The following is a 19,333-nucleotide window of genomic DNA, read 5'->3' on the forward strand; positions in this document are numbered from 1 at the left end:
TTCCCGGCCTGGGGTGCCGGGTTGCACGCGGGCCGCTGGACATGGTAAGTCCCATGGTGTAACGTGGAACTTTGCGTCTTCTCTTTTCATCTCCGGCCTTCATATAGCGGTGGGCCTGCTCAGCGGTGCTGTGATCAGTGAAACTCTTCACAGAGAGACGACGCCGGAAACCTGACGGTCTGTGGAAGGATCCATCTTGGTCGCCTCGAGCACCTCTAACAACCAAACCGCTAGTTCGGCCCGCAGTGCGGAATATGCTGGCCGACTTTCTTTTGCAAAGATTCACGAACCACTTGACGTCCCCAACCTGCTGGCACTGCAGACCGAGAGCTTTGACTGGCTCATCGGCAACGAGCGCTGGAAGAACCGTCTGGCGTACGCCCAGACCATTGGTGACACCAGTGTAGCCAGCATCTCTGGCCTGGCCGAGATCTTCGAAGAGATCTCCCCGATTGAAGACTTCCAGGAGACCATGTCCCTGAGCTTCTCGGAGCCGGAGTTCGCTGATCCGAAGTACACCATGGCCGAGTGCAAGGACCGCGACGCCACGTACGCCGCTCCGCTGTACGTCAAGGCCGAGTTCATGAACAACAACACGGGCGAAATCAAGCAGCAGACCGTGTTCATGGGCGACTTCCCGCTGATGACCGACAAGGGTACCTTCATCATCAACGGCACCGAGCGTGTCGTGGTGTCCCAGCTGGTTCGTTCCCCGGGCGCCTACTTTGAGCGCACCCCGGACAAGACCAGTGACAAGGACATCTTCACCGCGAAGATCATCCCGTCGCGTGGTGCCTGGTTCGAACTCGAAATCGACAAGCGCGACCAGGTCGGCGTCCGCCTCGACCGCAAGCGCAAGCAGTCGGTCACCGTCCTGCTGAAGGCCCTCGGCTGGACCGAAGGCCGCATCCTGGAAGAGTTCGGACAGTACGACTCGATCCGCGCGACCCTGGAGAAGGACACCACCGATACCCAGGAAGAAGCCCTCCTGGATATCTACCGCAAGCTTCGCCCGGGCGAGCCGCCGACGGTCGATGCAGCACAGGCGTTGCTCAAGAACCTCTACTTCGAGGCGAAGCGCTACGACCTGGCCAAGGTTGGTCGTTACAAGATCAACCGCAAGCTCGGTGTCGACACCCCGCTGAACAGCCCCGACGCCTCGGTCCTGAACATCGACGACATCGTCGCGATGATCAAGTTCCTGGTGGCGCTGCACGCCGGCGAGAAGACCACCCCGGGCATCCGCGACGGCAAGCCCGTCGACCTGACCGTGAGCATCGATGACATCGACCACTTCGGCAACCGTCGCATCCGCGCCGTGGGCGAATTGATCGAGAACCAGGTCCGCACGGGCCTGTCCCGCATGGAGCGCGTCGTTCGCGAACGCATGACCACGCAGGACGTCGAGGCGATCACCCCGCAGACGCTGATCAACATCCGTCCGGTTGTTGCGGCGATCAAGGAGTTCTTCGGAACCTCCCAGCTCTCGCAGTTCATGGACCAGAACAACCCGCTGGCCGGTTTGACGCACAAGCGTCGTCTCTCCGCGCTGGGCCCGGGCGGTCTGTCCCGTGACCGTGCAGGCATGGAAGTCCGAGACGTCCACCCGTCCCACTACGGACGCATGTGCCCGATTGAAACCCCTGAAGGCCCGAACATTGGCCTGATTGGTTCGTTGGCGACCTATGGCCGCATCAACGCCTTCGGCTTCATCGAAACCCCGTACCGCCAGGTCGTCGATGGCCGGGTCACCGGCCAGATCGACTACTTGACGGCCGACGACGAGCTCGATTCCTTCATCGCACAGGCCAACGCGCCGCTGGGCGAAGACGGAAGCTTCCTCGAAGAAGGCGTCCTGGTCCGTGAAAAGGGCGGTGGAGGCGAGCCTGTCATCGTCGAGCCGTCCGAGATCGAGTACATGGACGTTTCCCCGCGCCAGATGGTGTCGGTGGCAACCGCCCTGATTCCGTTCCTCGAGCACGACGATGCCAACCGCGCACTGATGGGCGCCAACATGCAGCGCCAGGCCGTGCCGCTGCTGGCCTCCGAGTCCCCGCTCGTGGGTACCGGCATGGAGAAGTTCGCAGCCGTGGATGCCGGCGATTCCGTCGTTGCCACCACCGGCGGCGTCGTCTCCGAGGTCTCGGCCGACCTGGTCACCGTCATGAACGACGACGGCACCGAGGCCGCCTACCCGATCATGAAGTTTGCACGCTCCAACCAGGGCAACGCATACAACCAGCGCGTGATGGTGTCCGAGGGCGACCGGGTTGACTACAACTCGATCATCGCCGACGGCCCGTCCACCGACAAGGGCGAGCTCGCCCTGGGCAAGAACCTCCTCGTGGCGTTCATGTCCTGGGAAGGCCACAACTTCGAGGATGCAATCATCCTCTCGCAGCGCATGGTCTCCGACGATGTGCTGACCTCGATCCACATCGAGGAGCACGAAGTCGACGCCCGCGACACCAAGCTTGGTGCCGAGGAGATCACCCGGGACATCCCGAACGTCTCCGAGGAAATCCTGGCGCAGCTCGACGAGCGCGGCATCATCCACATCGGTGCCGAGGTCGAAGCCGGCGACATCCTCGTCGGCCGTGTCACGCCCAAGGGCGAGACCGAGCTGACCCCGGAAGAGCGCCTGCTGCGCGCCATCTTCGGTGAGAAGTCCCGCGAAGTGCGCGACACCTCGCTGAAGGTTCCGCACGGCGAGTCCGGCGTGGTCATCGGCGTACGCATCTTCGATCGCGACAACGACGACGACCTGCCCCCGGGCGTCAACCAGCTGGTCCGCGTTTACGTGGCCCAGAAGCGCAAGATCACCAACGGTGACAAGCTCGCTGGCCGCCACGGCAACAAGGGCGTCATCTCCAAGATCCTGCCGATCGAGGACATGCCGTTCCTGGAAGACGGAACCGCCGTCGACATCGTCCTGAACCCGCTGGGTGTTCCGGGTCGAATGAACGTCGGACAGGTCCTGGAAATCCACCTGGCCTGGGCTGCGAAGCAGGGCTGGAAGATCGAGGGCGAGCCCGAGTGGGTCAAGAACCTGCCGGCACTCCCGCGTGAAATGGGATCCACCAAGGTTGCAAGCCCCGTCTTCGACGGTGCGTCGGAGGACGAAATCCGCGGGCTGCTCGACCACACGGCAGTGACCCGCGACGGCGTCCGCCTGATCGGCAACTCCGGAAAGGCCCGTCTGTTCGACGGCCGCTCCGGCGAGCCGTTCCCGGATCCGGTGTCCGTGGGCTACATGTACATCTTGAAGCTCCACCACCTGGTGGACGACAAGATCCACGCCCGTTCCACCGGTCCGTACTCCATGATCACCCAGCAGCCGCTGGGTGGTAAGGCACAGTTCGGTGGCCAGCGCTTTGGTGAAATGGAAGTGTGGGCCCTGGAGGCCTACGGTGCCGCATACACCTTGCAGGAACTGCTCACGATCAAGTCCGATGACATCCACGGTCGCGTGAAGGTCTACGAGGCAATCGTCAAGGGCGAGAACATCCCGGAACCAGGTGTCCCGGAATCGTTCAAGGTCCTGATCAAGGAAATGCAGTCGTTGTGCTTGAACGTCGAGGTCCTCGGAACCGACGGCCAAACCATCGAAATGCGAGACTCGGACGAAGAAGTCTTCCGGGCCGCGGAAGAACTCGGCATCGACCTTTCCCGGTCGGAGCCGAACTCCGTCGAAGAGGTCTAGTTCCCACCCCGTGTTCGCGGGTCGGGGGAGTGCGGGGGGCCAAGCGCCCCCGGCACTCCCCGGCCCGGAACACGCCACGGAACTGGATTTCTTCCAGACCCAACGGTGAGCGCGGATCCGCACCGGATCCGCGAACACCTCACCACATTAGACTTCAGAGAACTTAGAAGAGAGATAAGGACCATATGTCCAGCGAATCCTCATTCGGCCTCATGCGCATCGGCCTGGCAACTGCGGAAGAGATCCGCGGGTGGAGCTACGGCGAGGTAAAGAAGCCCGAAACCATCAACTACCGCACCCTCAAGCCGGAGAAGGACGGTCTTTTCTGCGAAAAGATCTTCGGTCCGACCCGTGACTGGGAGTGCAACTGCGGCAAGTACAAGCGCGTGCGTTTCAAGGGCATCATTTGCGAACGCTGTGGCGTCGAAGTCACCCGCGCCAAGGTCCGTCGCGAGCGCATGGGCCACATCGAGCTCGCCGCTCCGGTGACCCACATCTGGTACTTCAAGGGCGTTCCCTCGCGCTTGGGCTACCTGCTTGACCTGGCCCCGAAGGATCTTGAGAAGATCATTTACTTCGCGGCCTACATGGTCACCGCCGTTGATGAAGAGCGCCGCCACGCCGAACTGCCGAACCTCCAGGCCCAGCATGACCTGGAACGCAAGCAGCTGGTTGACACCCGCGACTCCGACATCGCCGCCATTGCCCGCGACCTCGAGGACCAGCTTGCTGCCCTCGAAGCCGACGGTGCCAAGGCAGCGGAGAAGAAGAAGGCCCGCGACCTGGCCGACAAGACCATGGCACAGGTGCGTAAGCGCGCCGATGCCGACATCGAGCGTCTTGACCAGGTCTGGGACCGCTTCAAGAACCTCAAGGTCGCCGACCTCGAGGGAGACGAAGGCCTGTTCCGCTCGCTGCGCGAGCGCTACGGACTGTACTTCGAAGGCTCCATGGGCGCCGAAGCCATCAAGAAGCGCCTCGAGGGCTTCGACATGGAAGCGGAAGCCGAGATCCTTCGCGAGATCATCGAGAACGGCAAGGGCCAGCGCAAGACGCGTGCCCTGAAGCGTCTCAAGGTCGTCAACGCGTTCCTGACCACCACCAACTCCCCGTTGGGCATGGTCCTGGACGCCGTTCCGGTGATCCCGCCGGAACTTCGCCCGATGGTGCAGCTGGACGGTGGCCGCTTTGCGACCTCCGACCTCAACGACCTGTACCGCCGCGTGATCAACCGCAACAACCGCCTCAAGCGCTTGTTGGACCTCGGCGCGCCGGAAATCATCGTGAACAACGAAAAGCGCATGCTGCAGGAAGCTGTGGACTCGCTCTTCGACAACGGTCGTCGCGGCCGTCCGGTGACCGGTCCGGGTAACCGCCCGCTGAAGTCCCTGAGCGACATGCTCAAGGGCAAGCAGGGTCGTTTCCGCCAGAACCTCCTCGGCAAGCGCGTCGACTACTCGGGTCGTTCGGTCATCGTGGTCGGCCCGCAGCTGAAGCTGCACCAGTGTGGTCTGCCCAAGCAGATGGCCCTGGAGCTCTTCAAGCCGTTCGTGATGAAGCGCCTGGTTGACCTCAACCACGCACAGAACATCAAGAGCGCCAAGCGCATGGTCGAGCGCTACCGTCCGCAGGTCTGGGACGTTCTCGAAGAGATCATCACCGAGCACCCGGTGCTGCTGAACCGTGCACCTACCCTGCACCGCTTGGGCATCCAGGCGTTCGAACCGCAGCTGGTTGAAGGCAAGGCCCTTCAGCTTCACCCGCTGGTTTGTGCCGCGTTCAACGCCGACTTCGACGGTGACCAGATGGCAGTTCACCTGCCGCTGAGCCCCGAAGCCCAGGCCGAGGCCCGGATCTTGATGCTCTCGAGCAACAACATCCTCAAGCCTTCGGATGGCCGCCCGGTTGCCCTGCCTTCGCAGGATATGATCATCGGCCTGCACCACCTGACCACCAAGCGCCTGGACGAGAAGGGCGCCGGTCGTGCGTTCTCCTCGACCTCCGAGGCGATCATGGCCATGGACCGCGGCGAACTGCACCTGAACTCGCCGGTCAAGATCCGCGTCTCGGGCTTCGTTCCGTCTGCGGAGCAGTCGGCTCCGGAAGGCTGGGTCGAGGGCACCGATGCGCTCATCGAAACCTCGCTGGGCCAGGTGCTCTTCAACGAGACGCTGCCCGTGGACTACCCATGGGTTGAGCGTGTCGCAGGCAAGGACGCTCTCTCCGAGATCGTCAATGACCTGGCCGAGCGCTACCCGAAGGTCGTCACCGCGGCAACGCTGGACAACCTCAAGGATGCAGGCTTCAAGTGGGCCACCCGCTCGGGTGTCACCGTGGCCATCTCGGACATCACCTCGAACATGGACAAGGCAGCCATCCTTGCTCCGTACGAAGTGAAGGCAACCCGCGTGCAGTCGCAGTACGACAAGGGCCTGATCGCGGACTCCGAGCGCCGCCAGGACCTGATCGACATCTGGACCAAGGCGACCGACGAAGTTGCCGAGGCCATGCGCGCCGGCATGGAAGAGCTGAACACCATTAACCGAATGGTGACCTCAAAGGCTCGTGGTAACTGGCTGCAGCTTCGCCAGATTGCCGGTATCCGTGGCCTGGTGTCCAACCCTAAGGGCGAGATCATCCCGCGTCCGATCAAGTCTTCCTACCGCGAAGGCCTGTCGGTTCTCGAGTACTTCATCGCCACCCACGGTGCCCGTAAGGGTCTGGCCGATACCGCGCTGAAGACCGCCAACTCGGGTTACCTGACCCGTCGTCTGGTGGACGTCTCGCAGGATGTCATCGTGCGCGAACTCGACTGCGGCACCAGCCGCGGCCTGAACGTGCCGATTGCATACACCGATGAGATCGGCACCGTGCGCATGCACGAAACCGTCGAGAACTCCGCCTACACCCGTACGTTGGCCACCGATGTGACCAACGCAGAGGGCAAGGTGCTCGCCGAGGGCGGCTCGGACGTGGGCGACGTGCTCATCGACGAACTGTTCGCAGCCGGTGTCACCGACATCAAGGTCCGCTCCGTGCTGACCTGTGAGTCGGCCGTCGGAACCTGTGCACTGTGCTACGGCCGTTCGCTGGCCAGCGGCAAGACCGTGGACATCGGTGAGGCAGTGGGCATTATTGCCGCACAGTCCATTGGTGAGCCCGGTACCCAGCTGACCATGCGTACCTTCCACACCGGTGGTGCTGCTTCTGCGGAAGATATCACCCAGGGTCTGCCGCGTATCCAGGAGCTCTTCGAGGCACGTACCCCCAAGGGTGTTGCCCCGATCTCCGAGGTTGCCGGCCGCGTCACGATCGAGGACAGCGAGAAGCAGCTTCGCGTTGTCATCACCCCGGACAACGGCGACGAAGAAATCGCCTACCCGGTGCTGCGTCGTGCACGTCTGTTGGTTGTCGAGGGCGAGTCCGTCGCCGTTGGCCAGCAGCTGGTTGCAGGTGCGATCGACCCGAAGCAGGTTCTGCGAGTTCTTGGCCCGCGTGAGGCACAGAAGTTCCTCGTCCGCGAAGTCCAGGAGGTCTACCAGTCCCAGGGTGTTGGCATCCACGACAAGCACGTGGAAGTCATCGTTCGCCAGATGCTTCGCCGCATCACCGTCATCGAGTCGGGCGACACCGACTTGCTGCCGGGCGAGCTTGCTGACAAGGCACGCTTCCAGTCGGAGAACCGCAAGGCCGTCTCCGAGGGCAAGCGTCCGGCATCGGGCCGTGACGAGCTGATGGGTATCACCAAGGCTTCCTTGGCTACCGATTCCTGGCTCTCGGCCGCGTCCTTCCAGGAGACCACTCGTGTCCTGACCCAGGCCGCGATGGAAGGCAAGTCCGATCCATTGCTCGGCCTGAAGGAAAACGTGATCATCGGTAAGCTGATCCCGGCCGGCACCGGCTTGGACCGCTACACCCAGGTGAACGTGGAACCGACCGAGGCAGCGAAGGCTTCGCTGTTCACCGGACAGTCCGCCTTCTCCACCGGCATGGACTACGACGGTCTGGAGCCGGGCCTCAGCCCGGAGTTCCACGCCATCGCCATGGATGACTACGATCTCGGCAACGATTTCCGCTAAGGCGTAATTCTTCTCCCGCGCAGCGCGGGGGAGAAGAACACGTAACGAGGCCGGCCCGTGCCGCGCTTCCCGTTCCTTGAAAGAGGATGGGGGAGCGCGGTGCGGGCCGGCCTTTTTGTGCTTGGAAGACCGGCTTGCGGCAACTGGCGGAGGTGTGCGCCCTGGGCGGTCACGGAACAGGGCCGGTGCAGGATGTTGGCCAGCGTTGAGGCATAGGAGCTCAGGAAGGAGCAATCTCCACTAGATGCAACTGCACCTGAATTGAGCGCCGGCGTCAGATCGAAATTGGGCAGCGCGTGGTCGCGGCAGGCTGTTCGACCGGGGCGAAAGCGCCGAAGCGTGCGGCACCGGGCGCTGTCATTGGCAACGTCAGTCAGGGGATAAGTATCCTAGGACGGGGATGCGGACAGTTGGCCGCAGACCGGTGGTCCGCGCGGGCGACTGGACCACCAAGACTATGCCGCTGATGGAGCGGTCGCCCTATGCGAGGCTTTCGGCCTCGGGGTGAAAGACCCAGTTTCGTCGGAGTCGTTGTTCTGGATCGCGCGCGACCGATTGGAGCACATAGGGGATCGCGTCGACCACCTCGATCCGGAAGTGGCCGGCATGGAACGAAGCGTGACACACGGGACATAGCAGTCCGCCGTTGGACAGGTTGGTCTCACCGCCCAAATACCAGGGCTTGATGTGGTTGGCCTCGCAGCGGTGGGCGGCCATGGTGCAGCCGGGATTGATGCACCCCTTGTCCCGCAGAAGCATGGCCCTGCGTTGCGCCCTGCTGAAGAAGCGTTGCTTCCGTCCCAGATCGAGCGGCTCCGATTTACTGCCCAAAACCGCCGGAATGATGTTCGCTGTGCAGGCCAACCGGCGGACATATCCAGCGGAAACCAAGTTGTTGCGGGCCGTGATGCCCGGATCGTTGAGCTTTCCGACGAGTGAATCCCACGATATCGTGACGATCAAGTCGACATTGGGCTTCAGCGGCATCGCCGGTGCGTCTTTCCCGTCCCCGTCGGCACCGTATCTCATGGAGTCGAACACGAACTGTAGCAATGCCCTGGCCTTGGCCCGTTGCCTCGCCTCCGCGGTGCTTTCGCCCGGCAACGCCACGAGCTCCGGGGCAGGCTCCGGCATGGAAAATTCCCGGCCCACGTCGGTGAACCCTGCTCGCGGGCGCTGGTCCTCCGGAACGTCGGGATCGATGGCCCATGCGGGGATGGTGGGTGCTGCGGGGGCGGGTCCGTCGTCGGGAAAGCCTGGAAGCGGCGGCTGGCCGCCGTCGTTTGTCTCGGTGTCCGGTGTTGACGGGGCATTCTTGGCTTTTCCGAAGCCGGAACGGGGATTGGCCAGTTGATCGGCGAGTTTTGAAAGCCTCTCGTGGCCAGCCAGGTCAGTGCACATTTCCCAGATGTAGCCGCGGGCCTGCTGGCTCTTGAAGGAGAGCCCCAAGTGGGGCTGCATCCGGGACTCGCCGCGTTCCAGGGCCTGGGCATCGAGCCGGGCGGAGATGCTCTTGAGCAGGTTGCCGGTACCGATCGCATTCCGGGTGAGCAACGACTCGGCCACCTGGCCCTCGATGAGCTCGGCGGCTTCCTCGGGACACGTTTGCGCATCGATGCCCGGTTGCAACGCCAGCAGGCGCTGGGCGGCCTGCGCCACCTGGGCGGGATCGGCGCTGTCGTTGTTGAACACCGTGGACAGCCGGGGGAACCGGGGTGCCACGGGGACCCCGTTGAATCCGGCGCGGGGCAGCAGCAGGTCGCGGGTGGCCAAACGCTGCTTGGACTGGGAGAAGAAGAGGTGTAGCTGGTCCTTGACCATCTCGGTTGCGTCGCGGAAGAGCATCTTGGTTCCCTGGCCATTGCATTGATCGGCCGGAAGCGAAGCGGTGCCCTCGATGAACCCGGTGAGATTGGCGTGGATGCGGTGCAACTCGGCCAGGGGCGCTTCCTTCAAGGTGTGCGCATCGGAATCCTCGATCTTGCCGGCAGCGACGATCTGGGCCCGGCCGATGAGACGGGCAACGTCCTCGGTCAACAGCGCCAACAAGGTGGCGCGCACCGGGGACGTGGTGACGGAACCGGCGATGGTGTCCAGCAGCGTGCGCAATATGGGAGTCAGCACGGCAAGCAGGCGCAACTGGTCGTCCACGGGGGCCTCGGATACCGGAGTATCCGTGCCTCCCGGGGACGGTGCCAGGAGTTGCTGGATTCCAGCCAGCCCGGCTCCTGCCAGTGATGCCATCTGTGTCATGGATCCACCATGAGCCCATTCCTGCTTTGGCGGGCGGGACGGTTGCGGGGATGTGGAGAACTCCGCCCCAGCTTTTCGACGCCGAGGCATTGATTGGGTGAATGGTCGGGAATGGCACTGCCCCGCCGATGCCTTGGACACAAGGGAGCGAGCGAAGACTCGGATAACTTTGCGGGAACGGGAATCGAGGCCGCGGCGGAGGGCGGGTAACAGCCATGGGCGCATTGGTTCTCGGGAATTCGCCGGGTCCCGCACGGGATTAAGTGATCTGCACCCCCATCGGCCCATGGGAGAGGCCCCGTGTCATGGAGCGCATGATCTGCGTGCTAAGCTAGGGGTAATTGTTTTTCATGTGTGGCAAATGGACACGGTCCGGGTTGCGGGTAGGTTGCGCAACAGATGCCACACTTTCGCACGCCTAGGGTCAAATCCGAAGTCGCTGTGATGAAACGACTATAAACGCAGCGTCTCCAAGCAGTTTGATTGTGGGCGGCGCCGCAGAACAAGAAACCGGAGGACACGAAAGTGCCTACTATTCAGCAGCTGGTCCGCAAGGGCCGCTCGCCGAAGGTCAAAAAGACCAAGGCCCCAGCCCTCAAGGGCAACCCGATGCGTCGTGGCGTTTGCACCCGTGTGTACACCACGACCCCGAAGAAGCCGAACTCCGCACTTCGTAAGGTCGCACGTGTGCGCCTTGCCGGTGGCGTTGAAGTGACCGCTTACATTCCTGGTGTTGGTCACAACCTTCAGGAACACTCCATCGTGCTCGTTCGCGGTGGTCGTGTGAAGGACCTTCCGGGTGTGCGCTACAAGATCGTACGTGGTGCCCTCGATACCCAGGGTGTGAAGAACCGTAAGCAAGCTCGTTCTCGCTACGGTGCCAAGAAGGAAGGTAAGTAATGCCTCGTAAGGGCCCGGCGCCAGCGCGCCCCCTCGTCTCGGATCCGGTTTACGGTTCCCCCCTTGTTACCCAGCTGATCAATAAGGTTTTGGTCGACGGTAAGAAGTCCACCGCAGAGCGTATCGTTTACGGTGCACTCGAAGGTGCCTTGGCCAAGAACGGCTCCGACCCGGTTGTGACCCTCAAGAAGGCCATGGATAACATCCGCCCGGCCCTCGAGGTTCGTTCCCGCCGTGTCGGTGGCGCGACCTACCAGGTTCCTGTTGAGGTCAAGCCCGGACGCTCCACCGCGTTGGCTCTCCGCTGGCTCGTTGGCTACTCCAAGGCTCGCCGCGAGAAGACGATGATCGAACGTCTCATGAACGAGATCCTCGACGCATCGAATGGTCTTGGTGCCGCTGTCAAGCGTCGCGAAGACACTCACAAGATGGCAGAGTCCAACAAGGCATTCGCCCACTACCGCTGGTAAAAAGCGTTTAGTCCGGTTGGCGGGATTGATCGATGATCAGTTCCGCCAACATTTCGGACTTAACCTACAAAGGGAGACATCGTGGCACAGGACGTGCTTACCGACCTTAACAAGGTCCGCAATATCGGTATCATGGCTCACATTGATGCCGGTAAGACCACTACTACGGAACGCATCCTGTTCTACACGGGTGTGAACCACAAGCTCGGCGAAACGCACGATGGTGCCTCGACGACTGACTGGATGGAGCAGGAAAAGGAGCGCGGCATTACTATCACGTCTGCCGCCGTGACCTGCTTCTGGAACAAGAACCAGATCAACATCATTGACACCCCGGGTCACGTTGACTTCACCGTTGAGGTTGAGCGCTCCCTGCGCGTCCTCGATGGCGCCGTTGCCGTGTTCGATGGCAAGGAAGGCGTGGAGCCGCAGTCCGAGACTGTTTGGCGCCAGGCTGACAAGTACAACGTTCCGCGTATCTGCTTCGTCAACAAGATGGACAAGCTGGGTGCTGACTTCTACTTCACCGTAGACACCATCATCAAGCGTCTTGGTGCCAAGCCGCTGGTCATGCAGTTGCCGATCGGCTCCGAGTCGGAGTTCACCGGTGTTGTCGACCTGATGACCATGAAGGCATTCGTCTGGGAGGGCGACTCCAAGGGTGACGTCACCATGGGTGCCGCCTACGAAGTCAAGGAAATCCCGGCCGACCTTCAGGAAAAGGCCGAGGAATACCGCGCACAGCTGGTTGAGAGTGTCGCTGAGGCTTCCGACGAGCTCATGGAGAAGTTCCTCGAGGGCGAAGAGATCAGCATTGATGAACTCAAGGCCGGCATCCGCAAGATGGTTGTCAACTCGGAGATCTACCCGGTCTTCTGTGGTTCTGCCTTCAAGAACCGTGGCGTTCAGCCGATGCTCGATGCCGTTATCGACTTCCTGCCGAATCCCATGGATGTTGGCGCGACGATCGGTCACGATCCGAAGAACGAGGAAATCGAGCTCAAGCGCGAGCCAAACGAAACCGATCCTTTCTCGGCCCTCGCGTTCAAGATTGCAACCCACCCGTTCTTCGGCCAGTTGAACTTCATCCGCGTGTACTCCGGCAAGGCAACTCCGGGTACCCAGCTGCTGAACTCGACCAAGCAGAAGAAAGAACGTATTGGCAAGCTCTTCCAGATGCACGCCAATAAGGAAATGCCGGTAGACGAGGTCCACGCGGGCCACATCTACGCAGTGATTGGCCTCAAGGACACCACCACCGGTGATACCTTGTGCGATCCGGCACACCCGATCGTTCTTGAGTCGATGTCCTTCCCCGATCCCGTGATCTTCGTTGCCATTGAGCCGAAGACCAAGGGTGACCAGGAGAAGCTCTCGACTGCTATCCAGAAGCTTTCGGCCGAGGACCCGACGTTCACCGTCTCCCTCAACGAAGACACCGGTCAGACCGAAATCGGCGGCATGGGCGAGCTCCACCTGGATATCCTGGTGGACCGCATGCGCCGCGAATTCCGCGTTGAAGCCAACGTCGGCAAGCCGCAGGTTGCTTACCGCGAAACCATCAAGAAGGCTGTGGAGAAGGTTGACTTCACCCACAAGAAGCAGACCGGTGGTTCCGGCCAGTTCGCAAAGGTCCAGGTCTCGTTCGAGCCCCTGGAAGTTGTTGAAGGCGTCATTTACGAGTTCAAGAACGGCGTAACCGGCGGTCGTATTCCTCGCGAATACATCCCTTCGGTCGACGCAGGTATCCAGGACGCCATGCAGTTCGGCATCCTGGCCGGCTACCCGATGGTGGGCGTCAAGGCTACCCTCCTCGACGGTGCCTACCACGACGTTGACTCCTCGGAAATGGCATTCAAGATCGCCGGCTCCCAGGTGTTCAAGGAAGGCGCACGCCGCGCCCAGCCGATCATCCTCGAGCCGGTCATGGATGTCGAAGTCCGTACTCCCGAGGAGTACATGGGCGACGTCATCGGTGACTTGAACTCCCGCCGTGGTTCCATCGCTTCGATGGAAGACGCAGCAGGCGTAAAGGTCATCCGCGCGACGGTTCCGCTGTCTGAAATGTTCGGTTACATCGGTGACCTGCGTTCCAAGACCCAGGGCCGTGCCGTGTACTCGATGACCTTCTCCAGCTACTCCGAGGTCCCGAAGGCTGTTGCCGACGAGATCATCCAGAAGAACCGCGGCGAGTAATCGTCTAGGACCAACACTGGCCGTGAACCCGAGTCTCGGGTGAGTGGCCGCACGATGGGGCCGGATCAGAGAAATCCAATCCGGCCCCGTCAGGCCAACTAACGGATCCACAGTCGGATCCCGCAGCTAACCACAATTTAAACATTTCACTAAGCCCCCAGTAGACTTGCATAAGTTCGCCCGCGATCCGAGTGGGCGAGGTACGTCTTCTGTAAACGTTTCTAGGAGGAACCTGTGGCAAAGGCAAAGTTCGAGCGGACCAAGCCGCACGTCAACATCGGCACCATTGGTCACGTTGACCACGGTAAGACCACGTTGACGGCCGCCATTTCGAAGGTGCTTGCTGACAAGTACCCGGATTTGAACGAGCAGCGCGACTTCTCGCAGATTGACTCTGCACCGGAAGAGCGCCAGCGCGGCATCACCATCAACATCTCTCACGTCGAGTACCAGACCGAGAAGCGCCACTACGCGCACGTTGATGCCCCGGGTCACGCTGACTACATCAAGAACATGATCACCGGCGCTGCTCAGATGGACGGTGCAATCCTCGTGGTTGCCGCCACTGACGGCCCGATGGCTCAGACCCGCGAGCACGTTCTGCTTGCCCGCCAGGTTGGCGTTCCCTACCTGCTGGTCGCACTGAACAAGTCCGACATGGTTGATGACGAAGAGCTCCTTGACCTCGTGGAAATGGAAGTTCGCGAACTTCTCTCCTCGCAGGGCTTCGACGGCGACGAGGCACCTGTTGTGCGCGTTTCCGGTCTGAAGGCACTCGAAGGCGACCCGGTTTGGGTCAAGGCCGTTGAGGACCTGATGGAAGCAGTCGACAACCACGTGCCGGACCCGGTTCGTGACCGCGACAAGCCGTTCCTGATGCCGGTTGAAGACGTCTTCACCATCACCGGTCGTGGCACCGTTGTTACGGGCCGCGCCGAGCGTGGAACCCTCGCCATCAACTCCGAGGTCGAGATCGTCGGCATCCGTCCGGTCCAGAAGACCACGGTTACCGGTATCGAGATGTTCCACAAGCAGCTCGACGAGGCATGGGCCGGCGAGAACTGTGGTCTGCTGCTTCGCGGTATCAAGCGCGAAGACGTAGAGCGTGGCCAGGTCATCGTGAAGCCGGGTTCCATCACCCCGCACACCGAGTTCGAGGCCAACGTCTACATCCTGTCCAAGGATGAGGGTGGGCGTCACAACCCGTTCTACTCGAACTACCGCCCGCAGTTCTACTTCCGCACCACGGACGTCACCGGCGTTATCACCCTGCCGGAAGGCACGGAAATGGTTATGCCCGGCGACAACACCGAAATGTCTGTCGTGCTGATCCAGCCGATCGCCATGGAAGAGGGCCTCGGCTTCGCAATTCGCGAAGGCGGCCGCACCGTTGGTTCGGGACGCGTTACCAAGATCACCGCGTAAGTTTACTTCGCAGATCTTGACCTAACGGTCTAGGGAAGACCCCCGCAACACTGTTTCGACAGTGCGGCGGGGGTCTTTTCATGTGCCCGGGCACTACCCCGACAATTGCCTGACATATTTATCAAACGAATGGTCTGAATGCGATACGCTGGAACCCGCAAGCGTCCCGAATATCAGGCGGCGCAACCACGTAGGTGAAAGCGGGAAACCCAGATGGAAACGTTCGTCCTGGTTGTGTTGGCCGTGCTGGTGTTCCTTGCAGGGTTCTTCCTCGGCAAGAGGCTGACGACCAGGGACGCGATCGCCCGCAACCTGACCGCCGACGCGTCGACCGAGCGCCAGAAGCTGGCCGAGGCCTGGCAGCTCGGTTTCGAGGCAGCGACGCTGGCCGCCGAACCCGTGGTCCCCTCCTCCGTACCGCATCGCGAGGCAGGTTCCCCGGTGGGGCCCGAGGCCGAGGCCGTGCCGGATCCCGCAGGTGCGCAGCCGCTCGCTCCGGGTGCCGCGTCGGGGCCGGACCCGGTGAACGCCGAGGCACCGATGCGCACCGCCGCACCTGATTACGTCCCCCCGGTGCCGGTGGACCCGCGGGTGAGGGCGCTGCGCAACATCAACATCACCCTCTATGTCGCGGCGCTGCTGATGGTGGCATCGGCCTCGCTGTTCATTGCGCTGGCCCTGCCGGCGCCGGCCAAGGTCGTGGGCCTGGGCATCGTCGCCCTCGGCTTCTACGTCGCCGGCCTGGTGATGCACGCGCAAAGCGAACGACTTCGCCCGGCGGCCGCCGCCTTCACCGCGACCGGACTGGCCCTGGTCCCGATGACGGGCCTCGCCCACTACCTGCTGCTGTCCCATACCCCCGGTGCCAGCTGGTTCGTGACCTCGGTGGTGGGAACGGCGGCGTTCGTGTACGCCGCGGCACGGCTGCAGTCCAAGGTCATCGCCGGACTGTCCACGACGTTCCTGGTTTCCATCGCCTACTCCGGCGGTGCCGTGCTCAACCGCGGGCTGGTCTACTACTTCCTGTTCAGCATGCTGCTGGCCACCGCCATCACGCTGGTTGGCTTCCTGAGGCCGCGCTGGATCACCAACATCTACGTTCAGTCGTTCACTATTGCCCACCGCTACCTGGTGCCGGCGACCGTGCTGGCGGCGGTGCTGTCGGCGGCCGTGCTCGAGGCGGCGGACTACGCATGGCTTTTCGCGGCGGCCGCCGTCTACTACTCGGTGGCGTTTGTGGCAGCTCCGGCCGCCGAGCGCTTCCGGCACCTGGCCGCTGCCCGCGCGGCGGGAATGCTGGGCCTGGGCGCGTTCCTGCTTGTGGCCGAGGTGACGTGGACAAACATCTTCCGGGTCATGGCCGCGGTGGTGCTGGTGCAGTTCGTGCTGCTGACGCACCGTGCCCGGATCTACTCGCGCAAGCTGCGGGTGCACCCGCGCCTCGTCACCGTCGAAACCTGGGTGCTGATTGCCGCCGCGGCCATGTGCACGGTGTTGGGGGCCGAGGGATTGCTGCGCGAAACCGCCGGCCCCGGCGTCGGGCCGGGTCTGGATCTGAACTGGGCGCTGGCCCTGCTGGTGCTCGCCGGCCTGGTGGCCGGGGCGAAACCGGGCGGGCACTACCGCTGGATTCCCCTGGGTGCGGCGGTCTTCTCGTTCGTCGAACCAACGGGCGGGAACCTGGGACGCCAGGGCATCGTGATCGCCGTCGCCGTGCTGGGCACCTGGATGCTGGCACGCCGCGCGACCGGCAGCCAACGGCTCCTGTTGCGGTGGGCGGCCAGGGCGGCGTCCATCGTGGCCGCCGCTGCGCTCTTGGGCTTTGCCGCTGCGGGATGGGTGCTGGGGTCGGGAAGCGCCGGCAATGCAGGTTCCGGATCCGGCGACCCGGTGGCCCTGGCCGGGGCCATTGAGGTGGCGAGCATGGTCGGCGTCATCCTGGCGGTGCTGGTCCAGGCGGGCTGGGCCGTCGCCGCCCTGCACAAGGGAACACCAGCCGTCGCGGTCGCCCGGGCCGAGGGAACCGCGCGGATCCATGCGCTGGGGGAGTCGATGGTGTTCGCCGGATCCGTGGCCTGCGCTTCGGCCACCCTCTGGTTGCTGGAGGTGAACACGGGAGTCGGCGGCCCGGCCGACCTGGACGCCGCCGTTGTCGGCTGGAGCACCCGGTTCTGGCTGGGCAGCCCATGGGTGCTGATCCTGATGTGGCTGCTGCTCGCCGTGGGCCTCGTGGGCGCCACCCTGGTTCTGGGCCACCGCCGCGCAGCATCCCCGGCCCCGGAAACCATCGCCGGCGGGGAGCCGGCAGCAGAGTCGGCCGGTTCACCCGCCGCTGGGGTTCCTGCCGCACTGATGCACCTGGGCGGACTGATCTCCCTGGGCACCGGCCTGGGGATCGGCTCGGACCTGAACCCGTCGTGGCTGGTGGAGTTGGTGGCGGTTTTCGGCCTGGCGTACGTGGGGCTCCGCATCGTCGCCGGTGCCTCGGTGCGAACCCGCGTGGGCTACTCCGTCCTGGCACAGGTGCTCTTCTCCGGCGCGGCATGGCATGTGGCGGACCGCTTCACCATGGACGGGCACGGGCAGTACGCGCTGCTCGCGTTCACGATTGCCCTGGGACAATCGGTGCGCGCACTTCTGTCCCGCAGCTCCCAGGCCGTGAAGCCGGGGGATCCGCGCTCGCTGTTGGGCGTGGCGGCACTCGTGCTGCTGCTGGCGATCCCTGCGATCTACCTGGCCGGAGCCACCCGCGGGCTCGACCAGGCCAGCCTGTTGGTCCAATGCCTGTGCCTGGCGGCCTTCGCCGGTGTGCTGGTGAAGACCCAGGCGGGCAAGGTTCCGGGGTTTCGCTATGCGTTCCTCCCGGCAGCGCTCGGATTCCTCGGCCTGGTCCTGACACCGGCCCTGGGAGCGGACCTGCGAAACGGCGGTTGGTTGCCGAGCGCGTTGTGGGGCGAAAACACCGCCAGCACCGTGCTGGTCCTCCTGGTTGTCGGCATCCTGGCGGGCGAGCTGCGCGCACTGGGAGGAGCCGAATACCGCTGGGTGAGGGCAGGAGTGGCGCTGATGTACTGGGTGGCATTGGCGGGCCTGCAGGATCGCACCGAACCGGGGTGGCAGGTCGTCTCCGGCCTTCTCGGGGCGGCCGGCGCGACGGTCTTCGCCGCAACCTGGGGAGTTCCGTTGCTGTTGCTCGGCACCGCCGCACTAGTGCTTCTTGCCTCGTTGCGCGGGGTCGAATTCATGCACGCCCTGGCCGGAGCGACGGGGAGCGAACCGCTGGACACCATGATCGGGCTGGGCGCGACCTTCGTCGTCCTGCTGGTCATGGCCCTTTTCGGCGGCCGCTTTGGCGGCGAACCGGTGGAATTCTCGGCGGTGGCCAGGCGGGGTGCCGGCTGGAGCCCGGCCCACGCACGGGTGCTGTTGACCGCTGGGTTGGCGGCACTGGGATGTGGCGGGCTGCTGGGGCTGGCCGACAATCTGGACCGGTACGTCTACGCCGGGGGAGCGATGCTGCTGGTGGCGGTCTTCGCCACGGCGGCACTCGAGGTGCCGGCGCGCCGGCGGGAAACCGGATTCGAGGTGGCGGCCCTGGTGGCAGCCGCGGCCATCCACCGTTGTTGGTGGGTGGCGGTCGACGGGACGAGCGCCTTTGCCGCCACCTTCTATTGGGTCATCACGCTGGGACTGCTGGCCGTCTACGAGTTCTCGCGCAAGCGGGAGAGGGAAGCGACGGTGGTGCTGGGCGCCTCGGCCGCCCTGCTGTCGGTCGCGGGGCTGGGGACGATCCTTTCCTCCAACCTGGGCCAGCAGTTGTTGGTCTTGCTGGGCTTCACCATTCTGCTGGTGAGCGGCTTGCTCTCCAACCGCAAGATCTTCACGGTGTGGGGAGCAGTCGGGGTGGCCGTGGCGGTGCTCTGGTTCCTGCGCGGATTCACGTTCCTGTTGCTGTTGCTGGTTGCCGCGGGCCTGATTGCACTGGCCCTGTGGAAGCTGGGCAAGATGAACCGGGGCTCGCAATCCCCGCAAGCCCCGGCACCAGGGCAGCCGCCGGTAGGTCCCGCCGGACCCATGGGGGAGTACCCACAGGACCCCACAGCGCCATCGGGCGTCGCGGGGCGGTGGACGGAGCCGGGGAGGGTGGCACCGACGCCGACCCAATCCCCGGAACCCGGTACCCCGGCAGCCGATCAACAGCGGCAGGGGCACGGCCAGGGTCAGGGCCGGCTTGCCCCGCAACCGGGTAGCGGCATGCCGTGGATGAAGCCGGGCAACCAGGACACCACCGATGAACCAGGTTGAGG

Annotated in this window: 8 protein-coding genes; 7 read left to right on the forward strand and 1 reads right to left on the reverse strand. The window is 63.5% G+C overall.

The features are described from left to right. Positions 1-196 precede the first annotated feature (196 nt). Positions 197-3,703 carry a DNA-directed RNA polymerase subunit beta gene (gene rpoB, locus OIU93_RS14715; protein ID WP_264270826.1) on the forward strand — a complete coding sequence of 1,169 codons (3,507 nt, stop codon included), beginning with the start codon at positions 197-199 and terminating at the stop codon, positions 3,701-3,703. A 185-nt stretch (positions 3,704-3,888) separates the two neighbouring features. Beyond that, complete coding sequence (locus tag OIU93_RS14720; RefSeq protein ID WP_264270827.1) at positions 3,889-7,782, forward strand: DNA-directed RNA polymerase subunit beta'; 3,894 nt, start codon at positions 3,889-3,891, stop codon at positions 7,780-7,782. A 480-nt stretch (positions 7,783-8,262) separates the two neighbouring features. Here OIU93_RS14720 and OIU93_RS14725 read toward each other — a convergent pair whose 3' ends face one another. Beyond that, positions 8,263-10,035, reverse strand: a complete 1,773-nt coding sequence (locus OIU93_RS14725; protein ID WP_264270828.1) for an HNH endonuclease signature motif containing protein — start codon at positions 10,033-10,035, stop codon at positions 8,263-8,265. 525 nt (positions 10,036-10,560) lie between these two features. Between OIU93_RS14725 and rpsL the strand changes: the two genes are divergently transcribed. From rpsL to OIU93_RS14750, 5 genes are all read left to right on the forward strand, one after another. Further along, on the forward strand, positions 10,561-10,935 hold the full coding sequence (rpsL, locus tag OIU93_RS14730) for a 30S ribosomal protein S12 (protein ID WP_068731493.1): 375 nt from the start codon (positions 10,561-10,563) through the stop codon (positions 10,933-10,935). Then, entirely contained in the window at positions 10,935-11,405 is a 471-nt protein-coding gene (gene rpsG / locus OIU93_RS14735) for a 30S ribosomal protein S7 (RefSeq protein WP_264270829.1), read from the forward strand. The genes rpsL and rpsG overlap by 1 nt, the downstream gene beginning before the upstream one ends. A gap of 81 nt (positions 11,406-11,486) precedes the next feature. Continuing rightward, a complete protein-coding gene (gene fusA, locus OIU93_RS14740) occupies positions 11,487-13,601 on the forward strand; it encodes an elongation factor G (protein WP_264270830.1) in 2,115 nt (704 codons plus the stop codon). A gap of 234 nt (positions 13,602-13,835) precedes the next feature. Further along, positions 13,836-15,026 (forward strand): elongation factor Tu, encoded by a 1,191-nt coding sequence (gene tuf, locus OIU93_RS14745; protein WP_217389418.1) that lies wholly within the window; start codon positions 13,836-13,838, stop codon positions 15,024-15,026. 213 nt (positions 15,027-15,239) lie between these two features. After that, positions 15,240-19,331: a hypothetical protein gene (locus OIU93_RS14750; protein WP_264270831.1), complete on the forward strand. Its 4,092-nt coding sequence runs from the start codon at positions 15,240-15,242 to the stop codon at positions 19,329-19,331. The last annotated feature ends 2 nt before the right edge of the window (positions 19,332-19,333 follow it).

Source organism: Paeniglutamicibacter sp. ZC-3 (genome assembly GCF_025847175.2).
GTDB lineage: Bacteria > Actinomycetota > Actinomycetes > Actinomycetales > Micrococcaceae > Paeniglutamicibacter > Paeniglutamicibacter sulfureus.